This window comes from Polaribacter huanghezhanensis (assembly GCF_030444335.1).
Lineage (GTDB): Bacteria > Bacteroidota > Bacteroidia > Flavobacteriales > Flavobacteriaceae > Polaribacter > Polaribacter huanghezhanensis.
The window spans coordinates 1,730,351-1,756,835 of record NZ_CP128595.1 but is presented as its reverse complement, the minus strand read 5'-3'; the positions used below and the strand labels follow the sequence as shown (position 1 = coordinate 1,756,835).

19 protein-coding genes and 3 tRNA genes are annotated in these 26,485 nt (G+C 31.8%); 9 read left to right on the top strand and 13 right to left on the bottom strand.

What is annotated here, in order from left to right:
* Positions 1-4 precede the first annotated feature (4 nt).
* The 4 genes from fdhF to KCTC32516_RS08280 all read left to right on the top strand — a co-directional run bounded on the left by fdhF (position 5) and on the right by KCTC32516_RS08280 (position 6,457).
* Positions 5-2,719 carry a formate dehydrogenase subunit alpha gene (gene fdhF / locus KCTC32516_RS08295; protein ID WP_301399947.1) on the top strand — a complete coding sequence of 905 codons (2,715 nt, stop codon included), beginning with the start codon at positions 5-7 and terminating at the stop codon, positions 2,717-2,719.
* Entirely contained in the window at positions 2,706-3,521 is an 816-nt protein-coding gene (fdhD, locus tag KCTC32516_RS08290; RefSeq protein WP_301399946.1) for a formate dehydrogenase accessory sulfurtransferase FdhD, read from the top strand. The genes fdhF and fdhD overlap by 14 nt, the downstream gene beginning before the upstream one ends.
* 5 nt (positions 3,522-3,526) lie before the next feature.
* A complete protein-coding gene (locus tag KCTC32516_RS08285) occupies positions 3,527-5,074 on the top strand; it encodes a hypothetical protein (RefSeq protein ID WP_301399945.1) in 1,548 nt (515 codons plus the stop codon).
* A gap of 69 nt (positions 5,075-5,143) precedes the next feature.
* On the top strand, positions 5,144-6,457 hold the full coding sequence (locus KCTC32516_RS08280) for a dipeptidase (RefSeq protein ID WP_301399944.1): 1,314 nt from the start codon (positions 5,144-5,146) through the stop codon (positions 6,455-6,457).
* A gap of 48 nt (positions 6,458-6,505) precedes the next feature.
* Here the strand turns inward: KCTC32516_RS08280 and KCTC32516_RS08275 are convergent, their stop codons facing one another.
* The 11 genes from KCTC32516_RS08275 to KCTC32516_RS08225 all read right to left on the bottom strand — a co-directional run bounded on the left by KCTC32516_RS08275 (position 6,506) and on the right by KCTC32516_RS08225 (position 16,062).
* Entirely contained in the window at positions 6,506-7,333 is an 828-nt protein-coding gene (locus KCTC32516_RS08275) for a DNA/RNA non-specific endonuclease (RefSeq protein WP_301399943.1), read from the bottom strand.
* A gap of 82 nt (positions 7,334-7,415) precedes the next feature.
* On the bottom strand, positions 7,416-7,826 hold the full coding sequence (locus KCTC32516_RS08270; protein ID WP_301399942.1) for a VOC family protein: 411 nt from the start codon (positions 7,824-7,826) through the stop codon (positions 7,416-7,418).
* 12 nt (positions 7,827-7,838) lie between these two features.
* Entirely contained in the window at positions 7,839-8,126 is a 288-nt protein-coding gene (locus KCTC32516_RS08265; RefSeq protein ID WP_301399941.1) for a hypothetical protein, read from the bottom strand.
* 48 nt (positions 8,127-8,174) lie between these two features.
* Complete coding sequence (locus tag KCTC32516_RS08260) at positions 8,175-9,143, bottom strand: deoxyhypusine synthase family protein (RefSeq protein WP_301399940.1); 969 nt, start codon at positions 9,141-9,143, stop codon at positions 8,175-8,177.
* 11 nt (positions 9,144-9,154) lie between these two features.
* Positions 9,155-10,684, bottom strand: a complete 1,530-nt coding sequence (locus KCTC32516_RS08255) for a carbon-nitrogen hydrolase family protein (RefSeq protein ID WP_301399939.1) — start codon at positions 10,682-10,684, stop codon at positions 9,155-9,157.
* 9 nt (positions 10,685-10,693) lie between these two features.
* A complete protein-coding gene (gene speB, locus KCTC32516_RS08250; RefSeq protein ID WP_301399938.1) occupies positions 10,694-11,641 on the bottom strand; it encodes an agmatinase in 948 nt (315 codons plus the stop codon).
* On the bottom strand, positions 11,631-13,028 hold the full coding sequence (locus tag KCTC32516_RS08245; protein ID WP_301399937.1) for a type III PLP-dependent enzyme domain-containing protein: 1,398 nt from the start codon (positions 13,026-13,028) through the stop codon (positions 11,631-11,633). Before KCTC32516_RS08245 ends, speB begins: the two co-directional genes overlap by 11 nt.
* Before the next feature lie 356 nt (positions 13,029-13,384).
* Positions 13,385-13,458, bottom strand: a tRNA-Arg gene (locus KCTC32516_RS08240).
* Positions 13,459-13,617: 159 nt separating this feature from the next.
* Positions 13,618-13,692 (bottom strand) — tRNA-Pro (locus KCTC32516_RS08235).
* 120 nt (positions 13,693-13,812) lie between these two features.
* A tRNA-Ser gene (locus KCTC32516_RS08230) sits at positions 13,813-13,896 on the bottom strand.
* Positions 13,897-13,998: 102 nt separating this feature from the next.
* Complete coding sequence (locus tag KCTC32516_RS08225) at positions 13,999-16,062, bottom strand: HD family phosphohydrolase (protein WP_301399936.1); 2,064 nt, start codon at positions 16,060-16,062, stop codon at positions 13,999-14,001.
* A 183-nt stretch (positions 16,063-16,245) separates the two neighbouring features.
* Here KCTC32516_RS08225 and KCTC32516_RS08220 point away from each other — a divergent pair, with 183 nt between their 5' ends.
* Genes KCTC32516_RS08220 through KCTC32516_RS08210 form a run of 3 tightly spaced genes read left to right on the top strand, consistent with a single transcriptional unit; the run spans position 16,246 to position 18,598 of the window.
* A complete protein-coding gene (locus KCTC32516_RS08220; protein ID WP_301399935.1) occupies positions 16,246-17,421 on the top strand; it encodes an acetyl-CoA C-acyltransferase in 1,176 nt (391 codons plus the stop codon).
* Between the two features lie 36 nt (positions 17,422-17,457).
* Positions 17,458-17,817 carry a four helix bundle protein gene (locus KCTC32516_RS08215; protein ID WP_301399934.1) on the top strand — a complete coding sequence of 120 codons (360 nt, stop codon included), beginning with the start codon at positions 17,458-17,460 and terminating at the stop codon, positions 17,815-17,817.
* A 10-nt stretch (positions 17,818-17,827) separates the two neighbouring features.
* Entirely contained in the window at positions 17,828-18,598 is a 771-nt protein-coding gene (locus KCTC32516_RS08210; protein ID WP_301399933.1) for a C40 family peptidase, read from the top strand.
* A 53-nt stretch (positions 18,599-18,651) separates the two neighbouring features.
* On the opposite strand, the gene KCTC32516_RS08205 is transcribed toward KCTC32516_RS08210, so the two are convergent.
* A complete protein-coding gene (locus KCTC32516_RS08205) occupies positions 18,652-19,896 on the bottom strand; it encodes a tetratricopeptide repeat protein (RefSeq protein ID WP_301399932.1) in 1,245 nt (414 codons plus the stop codon).
* Positions 19,897-19,923: 27 nt separating this feature from the next.
* On the bottom strand, positions 19,924-22,431 hold the full coding sequence (gyrA, locus tag KCTC32516_RS08200; RefSeq protein ID WP_301399931.1) for a DNA gyrase subunit A: 2,508 nt from the start codon (positions 22,429-22,431) through the stop codon (positions 19,924-19,926).
* A 263-nt stretch (positions 22,432-22,694) separates the two neighbouring features.
* Between gyrA and KCTC32516_RS08195 the strand changes: the two genes are divergently transcribed.
* Together KCTC32516_RS08195 and KCTC32516_RS08190 are read left to right on the top strand one after the other, a co-directional pair.
* Positions 22,695-25,256, top strand: coding sequence for an ATP-dependent Clp protease ATP-binding subunit (locus KCTC32516_RS08195; RefSeq protein ID WP_301399930.1), 2,562 nt, complete (start codon positions 22,695-22,697; stop codon positions 25,254-25,256).
* 111 nt (positions 25,257-25,367) lie between these two features.
* Entirely contained in the window at positions 25,368-26,426 is a 1,059-nt protein-coding gene (locus KCTC32516_RS08190) for a TlpA family protein disulfide reductase (RefSeq protein WP_301399929.1), read from the top strand.
* The last annotated feature ends 59 nt before the right edge of the window (positions 26,427-26,485 follow it).

Genomic DNA, 26,485 nt, shown 5'->3' with positions numbered 1-26,485 from the left:
AAGTATGAAAGCATTTATAAACAACATAGCACACGAATTCTATTCTGGAGAAACTATTTTAGAGTTTGTAAGAAGAATTGAAAGCAATAAAGACGCAATTCCAACCATGTGTCAAGATGATCGTTTAGAGAATTTTGGTTCTTGTAGAGTTTGTTCTGTCGAAGTTGCAAGAGAAAAAGATGGCATCACAAAAACGATGGCTTCTTGTCATACGCCAATCGGAGAAGGTGTATACATTTATCACAATACCGATAAAATGAAGCGTCTTCGTAAAAATATTGTGGAATTGGTCTTAACTGATTATCCCTCTGATAAAGTCTTTCCGCCAGAAAACAAAAAAGCAACACCTTTTCAAGAAACCATTGCTCAAATCGGAATTCCGAATGTTCGTTACCCCGAAGGATCAACTCATTTAAATATTGAAGAAGACAGAGCGCATCCGTATATCAAATCAGATTTATCGCAATGCATCAACTGTTTTCGTTGCGTAAGAGCCTGTGAAGAAATTCAAGGAGAAATGATTTTAGGAATGTCTGGTCGTGGTTTTGCAACCAATATTATCAAAGGATTTGACACGTCTTTTGATGAATCGGCTTGTGTTTCTTGTGGAGCTTGTGTACAAACCTGTCCAACAGAAGCATTGACAGATAAATACGAAACAAAAACCTTAATTGCGGATAAAACTGTTAGAACAACGTGTACGTATTGTGGCGTTGGTTGTCAGTTAGAAGTTTCGGTAATTGATGGAGAAATCAAAGGAATTCAAGCTCCAGAAACTGCCGAAGTAAACGAAGGACATACTTGTTTAAAAGGACGTTTTGCATTTGAGTTTTACAATCATCCAGAACGTTTGCGCGAACCAATGATTAAGAAAAATGGAAAGTTTGAAGAAGTAACTTGGGACGAAGCCTATGATTATATTACAACTAGATTAATTGACATCAAGAATAAATACGGAGCAGATTCAATTGGCGGAATTTCATCATCAAGAGCAACCAATGAAGAGAATTATTTGATGCAAAAAATGATTCGTGTTGCTGTTGGAACCAATAATATTGATGGTTGTGCACGTGTTTGCCACGCTCCTACTGCTTGGGGAATGCAACAATCATTCGGAACTGGAGCTGCAACAAATTCTGTTGAAGATTTAAAACAAGCCGACGCCATTTTTATGTTTGGTGCAAATCCGATAAAAGGACATCCAGTTACTGGTGCAAAAATCAAACAAGCGTTTATGAAAGGAGTTACTTCAATTGTGGTGGATCCTATCAGAACAAAATTAGCCGAATTGGCAGATTATCATTTACAAATTAGACCTGGAACTAATGTGGCAATTTTAAACATGTTGGCACATTATATTGTAAAAGACAATTTGGTTGATTCCAATTTTATAGAATTACACACAGAAAAGTACGAGGAGTTCAAATCTCATGTAGAGAGCTTAAATATGGACGAACTTTCGACGCTTACCGGAGTTGATAAAGAGTTGGTTCGTAGCGCTGCTCACGCATATGCAAAAGCAGAAAGAGCTATGGAATTTCATGGATTGGGAGTGACTGAGCATTTTCAAGGAAGCAAAACGGTAATGCTGCTTTCTAACTTAGCAATGATGACAGGTAATATTGGTAAAAGCGGCGTTGGACTAAATCCGCTTCGTGGACAAAATAATGTACAAGGAGCTGCAGATATGGGCGTTCAACCACATCAAGGGGCTGGTTATTTGGATGTTACTAAATTAGACATTCAACAATATTATGCAGATAAATATGGAATTGAAAAAATGCCAATTACCAATGGTTTAAAGATTCCAGAAATGCTAGATGCAGCAATTGATGGAAAAATTAAAGCTTTGTACATTATGGGAGAAGATACCATTATGACGGACCCAAACACCAATCACAGTATCAAAGCATTTGAAAATGTAGATTTGATTGTAGTTCAAGAATTATTTATGACAGCTACTACAGAAATGGCGGATGTTATTTTACCTGCTTCTTCTTATTTTGAAAAAAACGGAACATTTACAAACGGAGAAAGACGAGTACAACGTGTCAATAAAGTAATTGACCCAATTGGAAACACAAAACCAGACGGACAAATTATTATTGATATGATGAGTCGTTTGGGATACAATCAACCAACAGGCTTAACCTATGATGCCGCAAAAGTAATTGAAGAAATTGCAGATGTAATTCCGTTTATGAAAGGTTTATCTTGGGAACGTTTGGGAGAAAATGGTTTGCAATGGCCAATTAAAGAAGATGGAACCGACACAAAAATGTTGCATATTGATGGAGCCTTTAAAAAAGGAATCGGAACATTCCATCATTTTGATTTTGAAGAATCACCAGAAATTGTATCACACGGAAAAAAATTCCCTTTTATCTTAACAACAGGAAGAGAATTGGAACATTACAATTCTGGGACGATGACACGTAGAACCGATAATCAAAAAATATTAGCAAAAGACGTGTTAGAAGTGCATCCAAAAGATGCGATTAGAAAAGGAATTGAAGACAACGAAACGGTTCGTATATTTTCTGATAGAGGAAGTGTAGAAATTCCGATTAAATATTCTAAAAATGTAAAACGAGGTGTGTTAAGAACAACTTTTCATCAACCAGAAGTATTTATCAATATTATTACAGGAAGTGTTGGCGATAAAGAAACCATGACACCAGAATATAAAGTTGTAGCAGTAGATTTTGAGCGAATTTAATTTAAAAAATAAATCCTTTTTCAAGTACGATGGAATTCTAGTTTCAAACGAAAAACGTACTAAAGTTTCTGACGGAATCGTTGTAGAAGCTGCTTTGCAAATCAACATAAATAAAGAATCTTATACGGTGGTGATGAGAACTCCTGGTAATGATTTTGAGTTGATAAGAGGTTTGTTGTACGCAGAAGATATTTACAAAGGAAAAGATAATTTAATTTTTGAAATTATCAAAGAAGAAAGCAACGGGTTTTCGATTATAAACACCAATATTCCAAAAGAAAAATTAGGGAAAGGCTACTTAAATAAACGCACCTTATTGTCGGTTTCGTCTTGTGGAATCTGCGGAAAGCAAGAATTGGATGACATCGAATTAAAAGGAAAGGCTTTAAAAAGCAACCAATTATTTTCTTCGGATGAAATTAAGGAAATGTCAAAAAAAATGACTTCTTTACAAAATACGTTTAAAGAAACTGGCGGAAGTCATGCTGCGGCAATTTTTAATAAAAACTACGAAATCCTTTCTTTAAAAGAAGATATTGGCCGTCATAATGCGGTTGATAAAGTTGTGGGGGAACTAATTCAAACCAACAAATTACCTTACGCATATTGCATGTTAGTGAGTGGTAGAGTTTCTTACGAAATTGTTTCAAAAGCTTTTTTTGCAAAAATCGGGATTATCGTTGCGGTTTCTGCCTGTTCTAGCTTGGCAATAGATTATGCAAAAGAATTTGGAATTTGCTTAATTGGTTTTAGCAGAACAAATAAAATGACTATTTATGCAAACCCAATAAAAGTTAACTAATTCAAATGAAAAGAATTGTTATTTTCTTATTGATTTGTGTCTATTCGCAAGTGCTTTTTTCTCAAGAAAAAGAAAGCATTCCAACGAAATTTACTCAAAATGGGTTTGCTAATTTGGATTATATTTCTGTGAAAATGCCAAATGATGAAGATGGAAATCCAGAAATAAATATGGGTTTAGTCGGAATTCATTATAACTTATTATTAAACAAATCGATATATGCTGGTTTAGGTTTTTATGGTTCTGTAAATGGGCAACGTGGCGGATTATTTACGCTCGGAGTTAATCTTGGAATTAAAAAAAATATTTCTAAAAATTTATTTTTTGATGCTGGTTTTCATTTTGGTGGCGGTGGTGGAGCTGGTGCTCCTGATGGTGGTGGTGCCTTTATATTACCACATATAAATTTAGGGTATCAGTTCAAAAAACTCTCAACAACGTTTGGTTATAGTGCTGTCAATTTCTTTGACAAAGGAAATATAACTAGCAATCAATTTAGATTTGGAGTTCAAATTCCTTTATCTTTTGAGTATGCTACTTTTAAAAATAAAGAAACATCTTTTTCTATAGAAAAATTAAAAACTTCTAAATGGAATCAGTTTTCAAAACGAATTTCTGTGTTAATACATGTAGATAATCTAAGTCCATATGGAGATTCTCAATTAACAGATTTCACTTCTTTAAAAGGGGAAACTATTCATTTAGCTGGATTTGAAATTGCTTCTTATTTTACCAATAATTGGTTTGCTTATTTTAAAGCTGATGGTGCTTTTCATGGGATTCAAGGCGGATATATGGATTTATTTATTGGTGCTGGTTATCATTTTTCTATGAATAAAAACAGGACCAATATTTTAACAAAATTTGCAATTGGAGCTGGCGGAGGCGGCGGTTTAGATTCTGGTGGTGGTGTTTTAATTTATCCTGATATTTCTCTAGAACAAAAATTATTTAATGGTGTTTATATCTCAATCAATAAAGGATATTTACTAAATCCAAATCAACATTTCACCAGTTCTACATTTGGTTTTGGATTAAAATATTATGCAAATCAACAAGGAATCAAACAAAAAAACAATAGGTATTATACTTCTGCAAAATTCAAAGGAATTGATGTTTCTATCGGGCAAGAAATGTATTTTAATGCTCAAAGAATGTTACAACCAACAGAAAATTTATATCAAATTGCACTGCAAGTAAATATGTTTTTAAGTAAAAACATGTATTTGGCGGGTCATACTTCTTTTGCTAATTTCGGAAATGCGGGTGCCTATGCAGAAGGAATTGTTGGAGTTGGGTTTCAAAGCAATCCGATTCTAAATAATAAAATTCACCTTTTTACACAAGTTTTAGCCGGAGCAGCTGGTGGTGGAGACATTAGTACAGGGCAAGGATTAATTATAAAACCAAGCATCGGATTTCATTATCAACTAACTAATAAATTGAGTTTTAAAACTTCGGTTGGTAAAGTAAAAGCCAGAGGTGGCAGTTTAAATAGTACCAGTTTTAATTTTGGGTTAAATTACAGGCTTAGTTTTTTAACCGCTAAATAGCTTATTTTTCAAAATTCTATCTTTATATTTATCACTTATTAAATTACATGAACCTAAATCAATTTTCCAATGAAAAATTTTAAACTTTTAGTTGCATCACTTCTACTAATTGTTTCTTGTAAAACAGAAACAAAAAAAGATAACAAAACACTAGCGGCAGAATTATTAACAAAAGCAAAAGGTATACATGAAAGGGTTATGACTGTTGATACACATAATGATATTAATGTCAATAATTTTACTACTGAAAAAAATTACACACAAGATTTAGGAAACCAAGTAAATCTTCCTAAAATGATAGCAGGTGGTTTAGATGTTTCTTGGTTTATTGTGTATACTGGTCAAGGGGATTTAACAGATGAAGGATTTGACAAAGCGTATAAAAATGCTATTTCAAAATTTACAGCTATTCATAAACTTACCGAAGAAATTGCTCCAGATAAAATAGAATTAGCACTTACTTCTGCTGATGCTAGAAGAATTTATGCTTCAGGTAAAAAAGTTGCAATGATTGGTGTCGAAAATGGCTATCCAATTGGAAAAGATATTAAAAGAGTCAAAGAATTTTACGATTTAGGAGCAAGATATATGTCTTTATCTCATAATGGTCATAGTCAATTGTGTGATTCTAACACCGGAGAGAAAGATGACAAATGGTTGTATGGTGGCGTAAGTCCTTTAGGAGAAGAAGTTATTAAAGAAATGAATAAATGGGGCATTATGATTGATGTTTCTCATCCAGCAAAATCTTCTATGAAAGATATAATTCGTTTATCAAAAGCGCCCATTATAGCTTCACATTCTTCTGCAAGAGCTTTGTGTAATCACAGTAGAAATTTAGATGATGAGCAATTAGAATGGATCAAAGAAAACGGTGGTGTTGTACAAACTGTTGCATTTAACGCATACGTAAATACAGAAAAAAATGATGCCTATAATAAAGAGGCAACTGCTTTTATAGAAGAAATTGCCAAAGAGCAAGGAGTTAACATAATCTCTAGAGCTGATGCAAGAAAATTAGACGAAAAAGCGCAAGAAGCCTATTATGAGCAATACATGAAAATTAGAAAATTAGCTAAAGAAAAGATGGCTGAAAATTCTGATAAATTTGATCCAGTAAACGTTTCTGATTTTGTTGATCATATTGATTATATGGTAAATAAAATTGGAATTGACCATGTTGGAATCAGTTCTGATTTTGATGGTGGTGGCGGTGTTGAAGGATGGAACGATGCATCAGAAACATTTAACGTTACTTTAGAATTGGTAAAAAGAGGTTATACAGAAGCAGAAATTGCAAAACTATGGGGAGGAAACTTATTAAGAGTTTTAGATAAAGTGCAAGAAGTTGCTCAGAAAATTCAAAATGGAGAAGAAGTTTAACCCTTTTTCTATATAAAATAATGTAAAGCTCGTTTTAAAAAACGAGCTTTATTTTTGTAGAAATAATTGGTAGTTTGAATTGCTTTCAAGCTGATTTTGAATCGTATTATCGAGTTGATGAAAAAAATCTAATCCTGTAACTTTTTCAATGCTATCAATAGAAACACTGAAGGTTACTACATCATTATTTGATTTTTCGTTTTTCAGTAAAAATCCGATTCCAAATAGTTTATCCTCATTAAATCGAATAATAGATTTGTAATAATATCGAGGAACTGTAACTTGGTTCTCTCCTATTTTTCCTAACGGGTTTTCTAAAGCTGGACCAGTAACCACATATAAAGAATCGCTGATTAAAATCCAACTTCTTACTTTTTCTTCTAATTTTTTCCAAATCCCTCTATTAAATGATGGTTTTTGCGGACTCATATTACTCATGAAAAAACTTTCGCTCATTGTAATATCATTAAAAGACATTGCTTTTGCTGGCGCTAAATGTCCTCTGTCATATCCAGAATTTCTGTAATCATTTAAAGTAGCTGAACCTGTTGTCACTTTTACATCTTCTCTGAATTTATTTCTCCTCTTGATAGAATTATTTACCGAATTTTTAAACAATTTATAAGCAACCCATTCTGCTTGTTCATCTTTTTCGCTATAAGAAAAACTATATTTTAGGTGATTTACTTGTTGATTTTTAGTTGATGCAGGAAGTAAAAAATTTACATAAATAGGTGTAACATGTACTATTGAATCTCTGCTTTTTGGTTCTTGTTCTAGACTAGAGTTGTTTGCTGTCTCTGTACCAGAAAAGAAATAATACCCTATAGTACTTATAAGGAAGATCAGTAGAAAAAGTAAGATTCGTTTTACCATTTTGAATATTATAGATGATAAAAATAAGAAAAGTGAAGTTGTAAAAACTAAAAAGCCTTACAAAAATTGTAAGGCTTCTTTATTAAGAAAAAATGGTTTCTTGTTTTATAAAATGCTTAAACTCTACAACGTAACCGTTTGGATCTTTAACAAAAAATGAAATATGTTCACCATTTTTATCTTTTAAAAATGATGTTTTCTCGATATAGATCGTTTTTGATGTAATCAATTTTTCATAAAGATTCGTCCAAGTTTCTTTAGATAAAATAACGCCAAAATGAAAAGAAGGTAAAATGGTGCCTTCGAACTTATAATTTTTAAAAGCAAAATTAAAATCTCCAGATTTTGTAAAAGTGATCTGATGGTTGTACAAATCAATATCTAACCATTGATTTGTGTTTCTACCTAAATTTGCGCCAAGAATATTTACATAAAAGTTCTTCGTACTTTCAATTCCTTTACACGGCAACGATAAATGAAATAATGAATTCATAATATAAATGTTTTAAAAATCATCTGTACTTTCTTCAATGTCATCATTCAATTCAAAATCTTCTTCTTCAAAAGAATCTTCATCTTCTGCATAATCTTCCATTGTTTGTTCTAATTTAGAGCTAATTTTTACAAGATAAATAGTATCCTCTGTTTTTACTTCAACCGCTTTAATGGTTTCTCCTTTAGCGTTCTTAAAAGAAATTACATCAGAATAATCATATCCATCAGGATATTTTTCTACTAACATATCTAATATGTCTGTGGTTAGTTTTGCGTAGTCTACAATTACTCGTTTCATTTTAATTTGTTTTTTTATTCTATGTTATTTTTAAATAACATTTTTAATTTACATTTCTAATAAATAAGCAAAAATTAACGGTGCAACAATAGTCGCATCACTTTCTATAATAAATTTTGGTGTGTCAATATCTAATTTTCCCCAAGTAATTTTCTCGTTCGGAACTGCTCCAGAATACGAACCATAACTTGTAGTTGAATCAGAAATCTGACAGAAATAACTCCAAAATGGCGTTTCTGGTCTTTCCATATCTTGATATAACATTGGCACTACACAGATTGGAAAATCTCCTGCAATTCCTCCACCAATTTGAAAAAATCCAATTCCGTTTGCTGAATTATTTGTGTACCAATCTGCCAAAAATGTCATGTATTCAATTCCAGATTTCATGGTAGAAGCTTTTAATTCTCCTTTCATTACATAAGATGCAAAGATGTTTCCCATCGTGGAATCTTCCCAGCCAGGAACAATAATTGGAAGGTTCTTTTCTGCTGCTGCGTACATCCAAGAATTTTTAATATCGATTTCATAATACTCTTCTAAAACTCCAGAAAGTAACAATTTATACATGTATTCATGTGGCAAATAACGTTCTCCATTTGCTTCTGCTTCTTTCCAAATTTTTACAATATGCTTTTGAATTCTTCTAAACGCTTCTTCTTCTGGAATGCACGTATCGGTAACTCTATTCAATCCTTTTTCTAATAAATCCCACTCGTCTTGCGGAGTTAAATCTCTGTAATTAGGAACACGTTTATAATGAGAATGTGCTACCAAGTTCATAACATCTTCTTCTAAATTTGCACCCGTACAAGAAATGATATGTACTTTATCTTGACGAATCATTTCTGCAAAAATCTTTCCTAATTCTGCTGTACTCATCGCTCCTGCTAAAGAAACTAACATTTTAGAACCTTGATTTAATTGTGTTTCATATCCTTTTGCCGCATCAACCAAAGATGCCGCATTAAAATGCAAAAAATATTTTTCAATAAAATTTGTAATTGGTTTATTCATTTTAATAATAATTATTTTTTAAGTTTTTTTACTTCAAAGATATCTGTTCTTCTATCTTTTAAATTTCGTACGCTACCAAACTGATTTAAATCTTTTAGTAAATTTAAATCAACATCAGCAATTAATATCATTTCAGTATTTGTGGTTGCTTCCGCCTTAATTCCGTTTGCTGGAAACGAAAAATCACAGGGTGTAAAAACCATCGATTGTGCATACTGAATATCCATATTATTTACTTTTGGCAAATTGCCAACACTACCCGCAATGGCTACATAACATTCGTTTTCTATGGCTCTAGCTTGCGCACAATGACGCACTCTAGAATAACCGTTTTGTGTATCTGTTAAAAACGGAATAAATAAAATATCCATGCCTTCATCAGCCAACAATCTACTCAATTCAGGAAACTCAGAATCGTAACAAATTAGCACGCCAATTTTACCACAATCAGTATCAAAAGTTTTCAGTTCATTTCCGCCTTGCATACCCCAAACTTTTGCTTCATCTGGAGTTACATGTAGTTTTTCATAACGATCTGTTGTTCCGTCTCTTTTGCAGATATAACCCACATTATACAACAACTCTCCTTTAAGCTCTGGCATGCTTCCAGTAATAATATTGATGTTGTACGTAATTGCCAACTCAGAAAATTTCTGTACAATTTTTGGCGTGTATTTTGCCAATTCTCTTATCGCTTCAGATTCTGGTAAATGATTATTATCAGCCATTAATGGCGCATTAAAAAACTCTGGAAACAACGCAAAATCAGAACGATAGGCAGAAACAGCATCCACAAAATATTCTGCTTGTTGCATTAATTCCTCCAAATCTTTATACAAACGCATTTGCCACTGAATTAACCCTAAGCGAACCACCGTTTTTTTAGTCGCTGCTTTTTTAGATTTTTTCTTGTAGTAAATATTATCCCATTCTAGCAAAACTGCAAATTCCCCCGATTTCTCATCACCTTCTAAATAGCCATTTAAAATTTTTGTTGGATGAAAATCGTTTGAAATCTGAAAATTTAAAACTGGATCGTGAATTTCTTTGCGCTTTACTTTTTCGATATATTCTTTGGGTGATAAAGTTGTCTCAAATTTATGGTAATTCGGAATTCTTCCTCCAAAAGCAATGCCTCTTAAATTTAATTTTTCTGCAAGCTCTTTTCTGTAATCGTACAACCTTCTTCCCAAACGCAAACCTCTGTATTCTGCTTTTATAAAAACATCAATTCCGTATAAAACATCGCCGTCTTCTTTGTGTGTATCAAACGTATATTTGCCTGTAATATCTTCATAGGTATGTTTATCATCAAAACTATCATAGTCTACCACAATAGATAAAGCACAACCAGCCAATTCTCCATTAATTTTAATAACCACTTGTCCTTTTGGAAATTTATCAATTAATGCTTTTATTTGAGATTCTCTCCAATACGAATCTGGCATTGTTGCATACGCTTCAATCATTGCTTTTTTTAACGCTTTATAATCATCAAGCGTTAAAAATTGCAGTTCTATGTTTTCTATATTTTGAATCATTTCTAAAATCTAAAAATCATTATCGTTATCATTTTTAAATTTTGATAATTTACTAAACGGATTATCAGAATTTACTGAATCATCTGTGTCATAAGTATCATCATTAGACATAAATTTATAACTCAACATTTTATAATACAATTTTGCAGCTAAAAAATCTGAAGATTTTTCATTTTCATTCGGACACAATTCAACCATATCAAAACCAACCACATTTTTTTCTTCAAACACTTTCTTTAAAAACTCTAAGGTTTCGTAATAAAACAATCCGCCAGGTTCTGGAGTTCCTGTTGATGGCATTAAGGATGCATCTAACGCGTCTAAATCAAACGTAATAAACACATTACTCGTTAATTGGTCGATCACGTCGTCCATCCAATCTTCATTTACCACCATATCGTGTGCAAAAAAAACTTTGTCCAAATTCATTACTCTTTTTTCAGAAATATCCATACTTCTAATTCCAACTTGCACCAAATTTGTAGTTTGATTTGCTTCATAAACCGCACAAGCGTGATTGCAAGAAGAACCTTCGTATTCTTTACGTAAATCTGCATGCGCATCAATATGCAAAACAGATAAATTGTCAAAACACTCATTAAATGCTCTTATTGTACCAATAGAAATTGAATGTTCTCCACCAAAAAGTGTTACAAATTTATTTTTATTAATGTACTCTTTCGTTGTTTGATGCACTGCATTTACCATCGCCTCTGGCGATGAATTTTCGGTAATTGCATCTGCTAAGAAAATACCTTCTTTGTATACTTCAGAATCGGTTTCGATATCATACAATTCCATGTTTTCTGAAGCATTTAAAAACGCTTCTGGTCCTTTATCAGCCCCTTTTTGCCATGTACTTGTTCCATCATAAGGAACTGGAATTAAAACAATTTTTGATTGTTCTATTTTTGAATAGTTTTCATGAATTCCTGCGTATGTTTTACTAGTTTTCATATCCTAATATTGATAATAATTCTTTACTTTTTTGTTGTTCTTTAAATACTTTGGTTGTAATGTTTCCTTTACAATCTTTGTTTATTAATAGGTGTTTTGGGTGCGGAATTAAACAATGTTGCAAACCACCAAAACCACCAATAGATTCTTGATAAGCGCCTGTGTTAAAAAAACCAATATACAAAGGTTTTTCTTTTTCATAAATAGGCAAATAAATAGCATTTACGTGTTGTTCAGAATTGTAATAATCATCGCTATCACAGGTTAAACCACCTAATAAAACACGTTCATATTGTCTGTTCCATTTATTAATTGGCAACATAATAAACCGCTTATTAATTGCCCAAGAATCTGGCAATGTTGTAATAAATGATGAATTTATCATATTCCAACGCTCTCTGTCATTTTGTTTCTTTTGATACAAGACTTCATAAATTGCTCCGCCAGCTTCGCCGACAGTAAAGCTACCAAATTCTGTAAAAATATTAGGCACATCTACTTCTGCATTTTTACACGCTTCGTTTATTTGGTTGATAATTTCATCAATCATATATTGATAATCATAATCAAAATTTAGCGAATTTTTAATTGGAAATCCGCCACCAATATTTAAACTATCTAAAGTAGGACAAGCCTTTTTTAATCTGATGTAAACGCTGATACATTTTAACAATTCGTTCCAATAATATGCATTATCTCTAATTCCTGTATTGATAAAAAAGTGTAACATTTTAAGTTCTACCTGCGGATTATCAGCTATTTCTCTTTCGTAAAATGATACAATATTTTTATAACCTATTCCCAATCTACTTGTGTAGAATTCAAATTTTGGTTCTTCTTCGGATGCAATTCTAATTCCGACTTTAAACTTTTTAGCTGTTTGTTCTTGAAGCAATGGAAGTTCTTCATAATTATCAATAATCGGAATGCAATTTTTATGGTTAGAATTTATCAACTCTCCAATGTTTTCTATGTATTCATTTCGTTTAAAGCCATTACAAATGATAAAAGTATCGTCTTTTATTTTTCCTTCAGCTTTTAGATTTTTAATAATATCTAAATCAAAAGCAGACGAAGTTTCTATATGAATATTGTTTGTTAAAGCTTCGTCTAGAATAAATTTAAAATGCGAACTTTTAGTACAATAACTATAAAAGTAATCTCCTTTATAGTTGTACTTTTTCATAGAAGATTGAAACCAATTTTGAGCCCTTTTTATGTTCTCAGATACTTTTGGTAGGTATGTGAATTTTAAAGGCGTTCCATATTGTTCAACCAACTTTGCTAAATCAATATCATGAAAAAACAAGTTGTTGTTTTCGGTGCGAAATTCCTCTTGAGGAAAATCGAAAGTTTGTTCTATTAAATCTGTGTATTTAGTGTTCATTTACTTTTTTAAAAAAATTATACAATTAACCTATCAAATTAGCATCTAATGCTAAGATAAGAGATAACCTCGTTAAAAAAAAGTATCACTGTCTTATGTTTAAATACACAACGTGCAGTTTAGAAAACTGCTGTATATTTAAAAGAGAATTGGGAAAAACCATAATTTTTTCGACGCATTTCCAAAATGCTAAATACTTATTTTCTTCCCAAGAATAAGTACTCACGAAATAAGAAAAATATAACATTTTACTTACTAAAAAGTTCTCAAATGTAATTTATTTTTTGAAATAAAAAAGAAAAATGAAAAAAAATTTAGAAAAACAAAAAAGCCTCACATTTCTGTGAAGCTTTAAGTGAGCCCTGAAGGATTCGAACCTTCGACCGCCTCCTTAGAAGGGAGGTGCTCTATCCAGCTGAGCTAAGAGCCCGTAGTTTTTTAGTTGCTACGACAACTATGTCGGGATGGCAAGATTAACTTTGTTGATCCTGAAGGGTTTGTTGCAAATTAAAGGTAGACTTTAATTGAAATAAACTTCTCCGTTTTCTTAAGAAAGTACACTTTCTACAAAAACTCCACTTTTTATTTGTCGGGGTGGCAGGATTCGAACCTGCGACCTCCTCGTCCCAAACGAGGCGCGATGACCGGGCTACGCTACACCCCGAGTTTCAAAGAATTCTATATGATTTTAAAAATCTAAAAGCTCTTTTTACACTCTTTTATTCTCTGAGCGTAGTTTATGTCGCTTTAATGCGGAACTACACCCCGAGTTTGCAAAATTTTGCGGAGAGACAGGGACTCGAACCCTGGCGACAGTTACCCGTCGACAGATTAGCAATCTGCTCCATTACCACTCTGGCACCTCTCCTTAACAATACTTAAGTATTAATTAAAAATTGCGAGTGCAAATGTAATACTACAAATGTAATTTTACAACCTTTTTTTAGGTTTTTTTCTTAAAGTTTATCGTCTAATCTGGATATTCAATTCGCAAGTGATACATATTCATCAATTTCTTTTTTACAACTTTTTTTATCTTTTCTATTTCTCTAAAAGTAATATCAGAATTAATAAATTGATTATCAGATTTTTGTTTTTCTACAATCTTATCTATTAATGTTTCTATAGCTTGTGCAGTTGGATTTTTAATGCTCTTTGCAGCTGCTTCTGAAGCATCACAAATCATTAAGATTGCGGTTTCTTTTGAAAAGGGAATTGGACCTGGATATTGAAACTTTTTAATATCAACGGTTTCTTCAGGAAACAATTCTTGCTCTTTTTTATAAAAATAATACACCAAACTGGTTCCGTGATGTGTTCTTATAAAATCTATAATTCTGTCTGGTAAACGATGCTCTTTTGCTAATTCAATTCCTTTTATCACATGGTTGATGATTAAATAGGCACTGTCTCTTGGTGATAAATCATTATGTGGATTAACACCTGTAGATTGATTTTCAATAAAATACATCGGATTTAACATTTTACCAATATCGTGATACAATGCACCCGTTCTTACCAACATCGAATTTGCTCCAATTTCATTTGCTGCAGCTTCAGCCAAACTTGCAACTTGCATTGAGTGTTGAAATGTTCCTGGAGCTTTTTCGTTTAATTCTCTCAGTAATTTTGTGTTTGTGTTTGATAATTCTAATAAAGTTACATCAGAAACCAATCCGAAGATTTTTTCATACATATAAATAAAGAACAACGATAAAAATGATAACAATCCGTTTGCAGAAAACAGCATAAAATAATACCAATTAATTTGAGATGCATTTCCTTCTTTTATAATTGAAAACGCAAAATAAGTAATCATATAAATTAAGGTAATTTGTCCAATTGAAATAAACAATCCTGCTCTTTTGTAAAGATCAGAAACCGTTAAAATTGTTACCATTCCTGCAATAATATGCAAATAGATAAACTCAAAACTATTTGGCACAATAAAACCTAACAACAACACCGTTAGTACGTGTGCAAACAATCCTAATCTGGCATCAAAAAAGGCTTTTAAAACGATTGGTAAGATACTTAACGGAACAATATATAAGTAATCAGAATTGTATTTAATAACAAGCGTTTGTATTAAAATCATTAAGAAAACATTAAAAAAGATAAATGTTACTTTATTATTGTTTTTGTAAATTTCTAATCGAGATTTTTTTAAGAAAAGTAACAACATTAATAAAGCTAAGGATACTAAAATTGTATAGCCACAGACAATCCATAAATAATTTGATTCTGTCCAAACTTTAGATTCTGATTCTTTTTTTAAGGAGTTTAAAACAGCTAATTTTCGTCCTTCTACAATATCTCCTTTTAAAATAATTAGTTCGCCAGATGTTACTAAACCTCTTGTAAATGAAATGTTTTTAAACGATTCTTCTAACGCTTTTTGTGTAAAGCCAGCATCAAAACTAACATTTGGTTTTAACACTTCTAATAAGGTATTTAACAATTCATTTTCTGAATAGCTTAAAGGAGATTTACCAATATTTTTTGTAATTAATTGCAATACTTCTTTATAAACCAGCAACTTATTATAAGCAACTTCTTTTACAACATTATTATTACGCAGGTAAATAATATCATTTTCATTAAAAATTTTTCCTTGACTTGCTTCATCTAAAAAACCAAATTTATAAACCTCGTCAATCACAAAATTTCCTATTGATATCAATCTCAACATTTGTTGATGATCAATAGAGTCATTCGTTTGAATATAATTGATTTTAGTTGTAAATGCTGTTTTAACAGCTAAGACCGTTTCGTTACTGTATTCAAAATAATATTTATTATTTCTGGTAATTTCTTGTTTTTCTTGATTGATTTCTTCATCGCTTTTTTGAATCGAAAAATCAAAAGTTGCATATAAATTATCGTATTGCCAAGGTTTTCCTTTGCTAAAATCATATTTAAATTGCCCTCCTTTAGGAAACAAATACACAATAGAAACTACAGCTATTAAAAACAACAATACTTTATAAACTATCGCATTGTTTTTATACACTTTATTAATAAAATTACTCATTTGTTTACTTTTAGCTGCTTAGAATATATTTACAAACTTACTTTAAATAGTTTCTTCATCAAAAATTAGATTTAACTTTATTCTTTGTGTAAGAAATGGTCTCCTTATATTTTACTGCTCACAATAAAATAGTTATTTTTGCAATACACATAGTAATGTACAAAACATTTAAGATATATAGATATGAAAGAAGTAGTAATTGTATCGGTAGCAAGAACTCCAATTGGTAGTTTTATGGGAAGTTTATCTTCTATTCCTGCTCCAAAATTAGGTGCTGTTGCCATAAAAGGTGCTTTAGATAAAATCAATTTAAATCCAGAATTGGTAGAAGAAGTATTTATGGGAAATGTTGTTTCTGCCGGATTAGGTCAAGCTCCAGCGAGGCAAGCAGCCATTTTTGCAGGAATTCCAAACACAGTTCCTTGTACAACCGTTAACAAAGTGTGTTCTTCTGGAATGAAATCTATAATGTTGGCAGCTCAAACTATTGCTTTGGGTGATGCAGAAATTGTAGTCGCTGGTGGAATGGAAAACATGAGTATGATTCCACATTACCAACACGCAAGAAATGGTTCTAAATTTGGGCCAATTACTATGGAAGACGGAATGCAAAAAGATGGCTTGGTTGATGCTTACGAAAAAGTTGCAATGGGAGTTTGTGCTGATGAATGCGCAACAGAATATCATTTTTCTAGAGAAGATCAAGATGCTTTTGCGATAGAATCTTACCATCGTTCTGCAAATGCGTGGAAAGAAGGAAAATATGCAGATGAAGTTGTTCCTGTTGAAATTCCTCAACGTCGTGGAGAACCAATTATTTTTTCTGAAGATGAAGAATACAAAAACGTAAAAATGGAAAAAATTCCTGCTTTACGAGCAGCTTTTTCAAAAGAAGGAACAGTTACTGCCGCAAATGCATCTACAATAAATGATGGTGGAGCAGCGTTGGTTTTAATGTCGGCAGAAAAAGCAAAAGAATTACATCTTACTCCGCTTGCAAAAATTAAAGGCTATGCAGATGCAGCACACGAACCAAAATGGTTTACAACTGCGCCAGCAAAAGCATTGCCTAAAGCATTAGCAAAAGCGGGAATTGAAATAAATGATGTAGATTATTTTGAGTTAAACGAAGCATTTGCTGTTGTAGGTTTAGCAAATATGAAAATTTTGGGATTGTCTTCTGACAAAGTAAATGTAAATGGTGGAGCAGTTTCTTTGGGACATCCTTTAGGAGTTTCTGGAGCAAGAATTATTATTGCTTTAACTTCTGTTTTAAAGCAAAACAATGCAAAAATTGGTGCTGCGGCAATTTGTAACGGCGGCGGTGGCGCAAGCGCAATGGTCATTGAATCTATTTAAGTTTTAAATTATTATTGATTATTTTTTATTTTTCCTATGAAAGAACAGTTGTTACTAAGAACTAAAACTTTTGCTCACAACACAGTAGATTTAGCTCTAGAACTGCCAAATACTTATTTAGGAAATCATATTAAAGGTCAATTAATTAGATGTAGTACTTCTGTTGCTGCAAATTATAGAGCTGCTTGTTTAGGGCAATCAAAAAAGGCTTTTGTAGCCAAACTAAGCATTGTTATCGAAGAAGCAGATGAAAGTATTTTTTGGATTGAGTTTTTAGTCAAAAGACAATTTCTAACAAAAGAAAGAGCTAACATATCACTCTCTGAAGCCAAAGAATTAACATCAATTTTTGTTGCCTCAAGAAAAACAATTTACAATCAAATAAATAATAATTAATAATTATTCAATGTATTTTGGCATTTGTAACTTAAGTATTGTTCCTTTAAGAATTGAGGCTTCAGATGAATCTGAAATGGTTTCTCAAGTCCTTTTTGGCGAGCATTTTAAAGTGTTAGAAAAAAGAAGAAACTGGAGCAAAATTCGAATTCATTTTGATTCTTGCGAAGGTTTTATTGACAATAAGCAGTTTGAAGAAATTGAAGAAGAAACGTACTTAGAATTGTCTAATTCTAAAGCAACTTTATCAGGTGAACTTATCGATTTTATCACCGAAGAAAATGGAAGTTTATCTACAATATCTATTGGAGCAACATTGCCTTTTTTTAGTAATAAAAAAACATTTATCGGCGCGAAAGAATATTCGTATGAAGGTGCTATTATCAATAAAAAATTAGAGAAAGAATATATTTTAAAAACAGCTTTCTTGTTTTTAAATACGCCACACTTTTGGGGAGGAAAAACACCTTTTGGAGTTGACAGTTCTGGTTTTACACAAATGGTTTATAAACTTTGCGGTTATCAATTATTACGAAGCGCAAAAGAACAAGCAACTCAAGGAGAAGTGCTAAGTTTTATCGAAGAAAGCGAACCTGGAGATTTGGCTTTTTTTGATGATAATGAAGGAATTATTACACATGTAGGGATTATCATGAAAGATAATTATATTATTCATGCGCACGGAAAAGTTAGAATAGACCGATTAGATCATAGCGGAGTTTACAACGTAGATTTGAATAAGCACACACACAAACTGAGAGTAATTAAAAAAATTATTTAACACAAAAAAACCGAAACAATTGTTTCGGTTTTTTTATTTGATTTAGTTAAAATTTACTCTAGTGTATCCAATACTTTTCTTAATTCAGAAGCTTTATCAGACATTTCTAATTGCTCATAAACTCCTATAAGCATTCTAACACTTGTTGCTGTTCTTTCGGCTTTATCTGCTTTTAACAAAATTGGTAAAACTTTATTAAATAATTTTTTACGTTTAGCTTGATACTTTTCGTAGTTTTTTACATCTGACATTGGTAAAGCATTCATTTTAGTTACTAAATCTCCGTCTTTTAATAATAACGTGTTTGCTAACATCCAATTTCCTTTAGGATAATCTGCTTTAATTGCCACGGCTTTCGTAAAATATTCTTCAGCTTCTTCAATATTCTTAGCATTGTAATTTACAATTCCAATATTAAAATATAAATCTGGATTTGTTGGATCTTTCTCTGTAGCTTCTTTCATTAATGCTGCAAACTTTTCAGGTTGATTAAGATCGTTATAAATAAATGCTTCTGTTAATAATAATTGCAAATTACCTGGTTCTTGCTTACGTAATTGTTGTATTAAACCAATTGCTTCTTTAAACTTTTTTTGCTTTGATAAAATAGATACTAAGTTTTTTAAAACATCATTTCTTTTTGATGGTGTATTTGTAATGGAATTATTGATGTATCTACCAGATTTCATCATCAGATTCATTTCTTCTTTAGAATTAAAAAGAATTTTTTTATTTGATTCTTTATCAATTGCGCCATACTCTTTTTTAACACCTGTATACCCTAAATCTTTTAGCTGATTATAGTAGTTATAAGCATTATCTAAATCTTCCGCCTGTAAAGCTAACTGAGCTGCATTAGCTAGATACAAAGTATCTTTTTTATCTAATGTGTATCTTAGATAAAATGCTTTTCCAGCTTCTTTATAATTTTTAGCGTCATGAAGTGCAAACGCTCTTTTATTTACTTCATCTTTTAAAGCATTTAATAAAGGAATAGCATTGTCTGAATAACGTTCTTTACCAATAGATTTTTCAAAAGCAAATAAATCACTATATGCTTTTGCTGCCGTAGCAAAATCTTTTTTACCGCCAAAAGCTTGACCTTTTAAAAAGTAAAATTTAGATTTTAGTTTAGCATCTGCATTTGCTATTAATCCTTCTGCTGAATTAATTGCTGTAACAGCACCTGTAAAATCTTGCTTTTTTATAGCTTTTTCTGCTGCTTTTAATTCATTTTTTTGCGAAAAAGCTGTCACTGTAAACAACCCTAACGCTACTAATAATACTTGTTTTTTCATTCTAAATAATTTTAATCGTCCTTTTTTTTATTCTTGACTTTCGGCTGTGGTATTGTCAACTTCTGTGCCATTTTCATTTTCTTCTATTTCCTCTTCGTCTTCGTGCTGTACTTTTGCTACAGCAGCAATACTATCAGATTCTTTAATGTTAATTAGTTTAACTCCTTGAGTTGCTCTTCCCATTACACGTAAATCTGAGACTGCCATTCTGATTGTGATTCCAGATTTATTAATGATCATTAAATCATCTTCATCTGTAACATTCTTAATAGCCACCAAATTTCCTGTTTTTTCTGTAATATTCAAAGTTTTTACACCTTTTCCTCCTCTATTGGTAATTCTGTAATCTTCTAAATTAGATCTTTTACCATATCCTTTTTCAGAAACTACTAAAATATTACTTTCATCATCATTCACTGCAACCATTCCAATAACTTCATCATTTTCATGTTGCAACGTAATTCCTCTAACTCCAGAAGCTGTTCTTCCCATTGGGCGAGTTTTACTTTCTTCGAAACGAATTGCTTTTCCTGATTTTAAAGCTAACATTACTTGACTTTCTCCGTTTGTCAATTTCGCTTCTAGCAATTCATCACCCTCTTTAATGGTAATTGCATTAATTCCGTTTGTTCTTGGACGAGAATATTGCTCTAAAGATGTTTTTTTAACCTGACCTTTTTTAGTGGCCATTATGATATAATTATTATTGATGTAATCTTCGTCTTTTAAATCTTGAGTTACCAAGAATGCTTTAACTTTATCGTCTTGTTCTATATTGATCAAGTTTTGCATTGCTCTTCCTTTGGTATTTTTACCACCTTCGGGAATTTCGTAAACTCGCATCCAAAACACTTTTCCTTTTTGAGTAAAGAACAACATGTATTGATGATTTGTACCTACAAATAAATGCTCTAAGAAGTCTTCATTTCTAGTTGCAGTTCCTTTTTGACCTCTTCCTCCTCTATTCTGAACTTTATATTCATCAAGATTTGTACGTTTTAAATATCCAGCATTAGAAATTGTAACCACAACTTGGGTATCTGGAATCATATCTTCGATACTCATATCTCCACCAGCATATTCTATTTGAGAACGACGTGCATCACCATATTTATCTCTTACAGCAATTAACTCATCAGTAATAATTTGATAACGTCTAGATTCATCACCTAAAATATCTTTTAAATCGGTAATTGTTTTCATGATTTCATCAAACTCAGAACGCAATTTATCTTGCTCTAAACCTGTAAGCTGACGCAAACGCATTTCTACAATTGCTTTGGCTTGAATTTCGGTCAATTCAAAACGAACAATTAAAGCTTCACGAGCTTCATCTGCATTGCTAGAAGCTCTAATAATCTTGATTACTTCGTCAATATTGTCTGAAGCAATAATTAATCCTTCTAAAATATGTGCTCTAGCTTCTGCTTTTTTCAATTCATATTCTGTTCTACGAACAACAACTTCGTGTCTGTGTTCTACAAAATAATGGATTAATTGTTTTAAGTTTAATTGCTCTGGTCTTCCTTTTACCAATGCAATATTATTTACACTAAAAGAGGTTTGTAAAGAAGTGTATTTGTATAATTTATTTAAAACGATGTTTGGTATTGCATCACGTTTTAAAATATACACAACACGCATTCCGTTTCTATCAGATTCATCTCTAATATTTGCAATTCCTTCTAGTTTTTTATCATTTACTAACTCCGCAGTTTTTCTAATCATTTCTGCTTTATTAACTTGATACGGAATTTCTGTAACAATAATACACTCACGTCCTTTCACTTCTTCAATTACAGCTTTTGCGCGCATTACAATACGTCCACGACCTGTATGAAATGCCTCTTTTACACCTTCGTAACCATAAATGATTCCACCAGTTGGAAAATCGGGAGCTTTCACATGTTGCATTAACTCATCAATTTCAATATCTCTATTTTCTATATAAGCTAATGTTCCGTTTACAACTTCTGTTAAATTGTGTGGCGCCATGTTTGTTGCCATTCCTACTGCAATTCCAGAGGCTCCGTTTACCAATAAGTTCGGAATACGAGTTGGTAAAACAGTTGGTTCCAGTAAAGTATCATCAAAATTTAAACGATGATCAACAGTATCCTTTTCAATATCAGACAACATGTCTTCAGAAATCTTCTGCATTCTAACCTCTGTATAACGCATTGCTGCTGGACTATCTCCATCAACAGAGCCAAAGTTTCCTTGTCCATCAACCATCATGTAACGAACGCTCCAATTTTGAGCCATACGTACCATTGAATCGTACACCGAAGTATCTCCGTGCGGATGATACTTTCCTAATACTTCTCCAACAATTCTTGCTGATTTTTTATAAGAACCTGTAGCTTTAATCCCTAACTCATGCATTCCAAACAAAACTCTTCGATGCACTGGTTTTAAACCATCTCTTACATCTGGTAATGCTCTTGAAACAATAACCGACATTGAATAATCAATGTACGCAGATTTCATTTGTTCCTCAATATTAATCGGGATCAATTTTTCTCCGTCTGTCATATATATTTATGTATTAATTTTTATACTAATTTCTTAAACGAGCAAGATACAATTTTTTCCCTTTTTACTCAAAAAAAAACAGCACCTGATTGCCTAGAGTTATCAACATTTTTTAATATTTTTTAACATGATTTATACGACTGATTTTCAACCATTTCTAATCATATTTTTTAAGACAATTTGACAAATATTTTAAACTGGCACTTTTTTTGTAATTTTTTCATAAAAAATCTACTAAATTTACAATATAGATATACAAATATATGGACGATAATTTTTCACCAAGAGTAAGAGATGTAATCACCTTTAGTAAAGATGAAGCTTTACGTTTAGGTCATGATTTTATTGGAACAGAGCATTTGCTACTAGGTTTAATTAGAAAAGGAGAAGGCAAAGCAATTGACATAATGACTGCTTTTGATGTTGATTTAGAATTGATGCGGAAAAAAATTGAAAAATTAAATCCTGCAGCAATTAGTTTTACAGAAGTTGGAGAAAAGAAAAAAAGCTTGCATTTAACTAGACAAGCAGAGAAAGCATTAAAAACAACTTTCTTAGAAGCTAAATTGTACCAAAGTGACTCTATTGACACTGCACATTTGTTGTTGTGTATTTTAAGAAATGAAAATGACCCAACAACAAAACTGTTAAACAAAATGTATATTGATTATGATCAAGCAAAAGCTTTTTATAAACAATTGCATACGGATGATTCAGAAATCTCTACAGATCCGATTGCTGAAACTCCGTCTGATGATGAGTTTAGCGAGGAAAAACCAAATCCTTACGGGCAACAGCCACAAAAAGGTGCTGCGGCTGCTAAAAAATCTAAAACTCCAGTTTTAGACAATTTCGGTAGAGATTTAACGGCATTAGCAGAAGCAAACAAACTAGATCCTGTTGTTGGAAGACAAAAAGAGATTGAACGTGTTTCGCAAATACTAAGTAGAAGAAAGAAGAACAATCCAATGTTAATTGGAGAACCTGGAGTTGGGAAATCTGCAATTGCAGAGGGATTAGCTTTAAGAATCGTAAATAGAAAAGTTTCTAGAATTTTATTTGACAAACGAATTGTCTCTTTAGATTTAGCAAGCTTAGTTGCTGGCACAAAATATCGTGGTCAGTTTGAAGAACGCATGAAAGCGTTGATGAATGAATTGGAAAAAAATGAAGATATCATTTTGTTTATTGATGAAATTCACACCATTGTTGGCGCTGGCGGGGCAACGGGCTCTTTAGATGCTTCTAACATGTTAAAACCTGCGTTGGCTCGTGGAGAAATTCAATGTATTGGAGCAACAACTTTGGATGAGTTTAGAACCAATATCGAAAAAGATGGCGCTTTAGAACGTCGTTTTCAAAAAGTAATTGTAGAACCAACAACGGTTGAAGAAACAATTCAGATTTTACATAACATCAAAGAAAAATACGAAGAACATCACAATGTTGATTATACTGACGACGCTATTGAAGCCTGTGTAAAATTAACCAATAGATATATGACAGATCGCTATTTACCAGACAAAGCAATTGATGCTTTAGATGAATCTGGTTCGCGAATTCATATTACAAATATTGTAGTTCCTCAACAAGTTCTTGCTTTAGAAGCAGAACTAGAAAGCATTCGTTCTAACAAAACAAAAGCGGTTAGCGGACAAAAATATGAAGAAGCAGCAAAGCTAAGAGACGATGAAAAAAATATTGAAGCTGCTTTAGAATCAGCCCAAAAACAATGGGAAGAAGATTCTAAATTAAATAAAGAAATTGTTACTGAAGATAATGTTGCAGAAGTTGTTTCTATGATGACTGGAATTCCAGTAAACAGAGTTGCCGAAGCAGAAAGCAGCCGCTTAAGCGAGCTACCAAATTTAATTAAAGGAAAAGTAATTGGTCAAGACGAAGCAGTTACCAAGGTTGTTAAAGCCATTCAGAGAAATAGAGTTGGATTAAAAGATCCAAATAAACCAATTGGGTCATTCATCTTTTTAGGTCAAACTGGAGTTGGAAAAACGCAATTGGCAAAAGTATTGGCAAAAGAATTATTTGATTCTGAAGATTCTTTAATAAGAATCGACATGAGTGAATACATGGAAAAATTTGCTATTTCTAGATTGATTGGAGCACCTCCAGGATATGTTGGTTACGAAGAAGGCGGACAATTAACTGAAAAAGTGAGACGCAAACCCTATTCTGTAGTTTTACTTGATGAAATAGAAAAAGCGCATCCAGATGTGTTTAATATGTTGCTTCAAATTTTAGATGATGGATTTATCACTGATAGCTTAGGAAGAAGAATCGATTTTAGAAATACGATTATTATCATGACTTCTAATATTGGTGCTAGACAATTAAAAGATTTTGGTGTTGGAGTTGGATTTGGAACATCATCTAAAGTTGCCCAAGCTGATGAACACGCCAAAGGAATTATAGAAAATGCGTTAAAGAAATCGTTTGCGCCAGAGTTTTTAAACAGAATTGATGATGTAGTGGTGTTTAACGCCTTAGAAAGAGCACAAATTCATTTAATTATTGATATTGAGCTTGATAAATTATTGCACAGAATTTCCGATTTAGGCTACACGTTAAAGCTAAGCGAAAAAGCAAAAGATTATATAGCAGACAAAGGCTTTGATAAGAAGTATGGAGCAAGACCATTAAAAAGAGCAATTCAAAAGTATATTGAAGATGCTTTGGCAGAAGAGATTGTCAATTCTAAATTATCTGAAGGTGATACCATTGTAATGGATTTAAATGCTAAAAACAACTCACTTACTATCAAAATTAAAAAAGCAAAAAAAGCTCCAGAAGAGCAAAAAAAGAAATAATTAGAAACCGAGCTTTATGCTCGGTTTTTTTTATGAAAAATATAACGTTAACATCTATAAAATAGCAGCAATCAATTTCTTATATTTGCATCAAATTTGAAACCTATACAAATGAAAAAAATTACACTTCTCTTAATTGTATTTACAGCTTTTATTTCCTGTAAAAAAGAAACACCTGGCTTTGTTTCTTTATCTGGTCAATTTACAAACATGGACAAAAAGGATAGCCTTTTTTCTATAAAAAGTAATGACTATTCTAAAGACATTAAAATTAATAAAGACGGGGCTTTTAAAGATACGCTTCATCTAAAAGAAGCTGGTTATTATACACTGGTTATCAATAACAAAAATTACGGTTTTGCCTTTTTAAGAAATGGTTTCGATTTAAAATTAACTGCTGATAATAATTCGTTTTTTGAATCAACAAGATACACTGGAGTTGGCGCAAATACAACCAATTATTTAATTGATCAGTATAAATATAATTTGGCTTTAGGAAATACTAGCAAATTATTTATGTTAGAAAAAGATGCTTTTTCAAAAGAATTAGATAACATAAAATATGGTTACGATAGTTTAAAAAAACTTCACGGAGAGATAGACACCATGATTGTTAGAGTTAACAATCAACAAAACAATGAACTATTTAGTTTACTAGAAAAAAATTACGATGCGCAACATGTAAAAGCTTTACAAAAACTAAAAACAGAAGAATTATTAGAAAAAGGAAAACCTTCTCCAAAGTTTAATAATTATTTAAATTACAAAGGTGGTAAAACATCGTTAGATGATTTTAAAGGGAAATATGTTTATATAGATGTTTGGGCTACTTGGTGTAAACCTTGTCTTGCACAAATTCCTTTTTTGAAAAAATTAGAAAAAAAATACACTCATAAAAAAATTGAATTTGTAAGTATTTCTACAGACAATGCTAGTACTGCTGGATCTTGGGATAACGCGTTGTCTAAATGGAAAAAAATGGTGAAAAACAAAAGCTTAGCGGGAGTTCAATTATATGCTGGTAAAGACTCAAAATTTATGACAGATTACCAAGTTTATGGAATTCCGAGATTTATTTTAGTAGATCCTAAAGGAAATATTGTGAATGCAAATGCTCCAAGACCCTCAGATCCTAATTTAGAGATTCTGTTTAAAGAATTAGGAATCTAATTTCTTTAAAAATCAATCATAAAAAAAGCAGGAAGAAATTCCTGCTTTTTTTATGATTG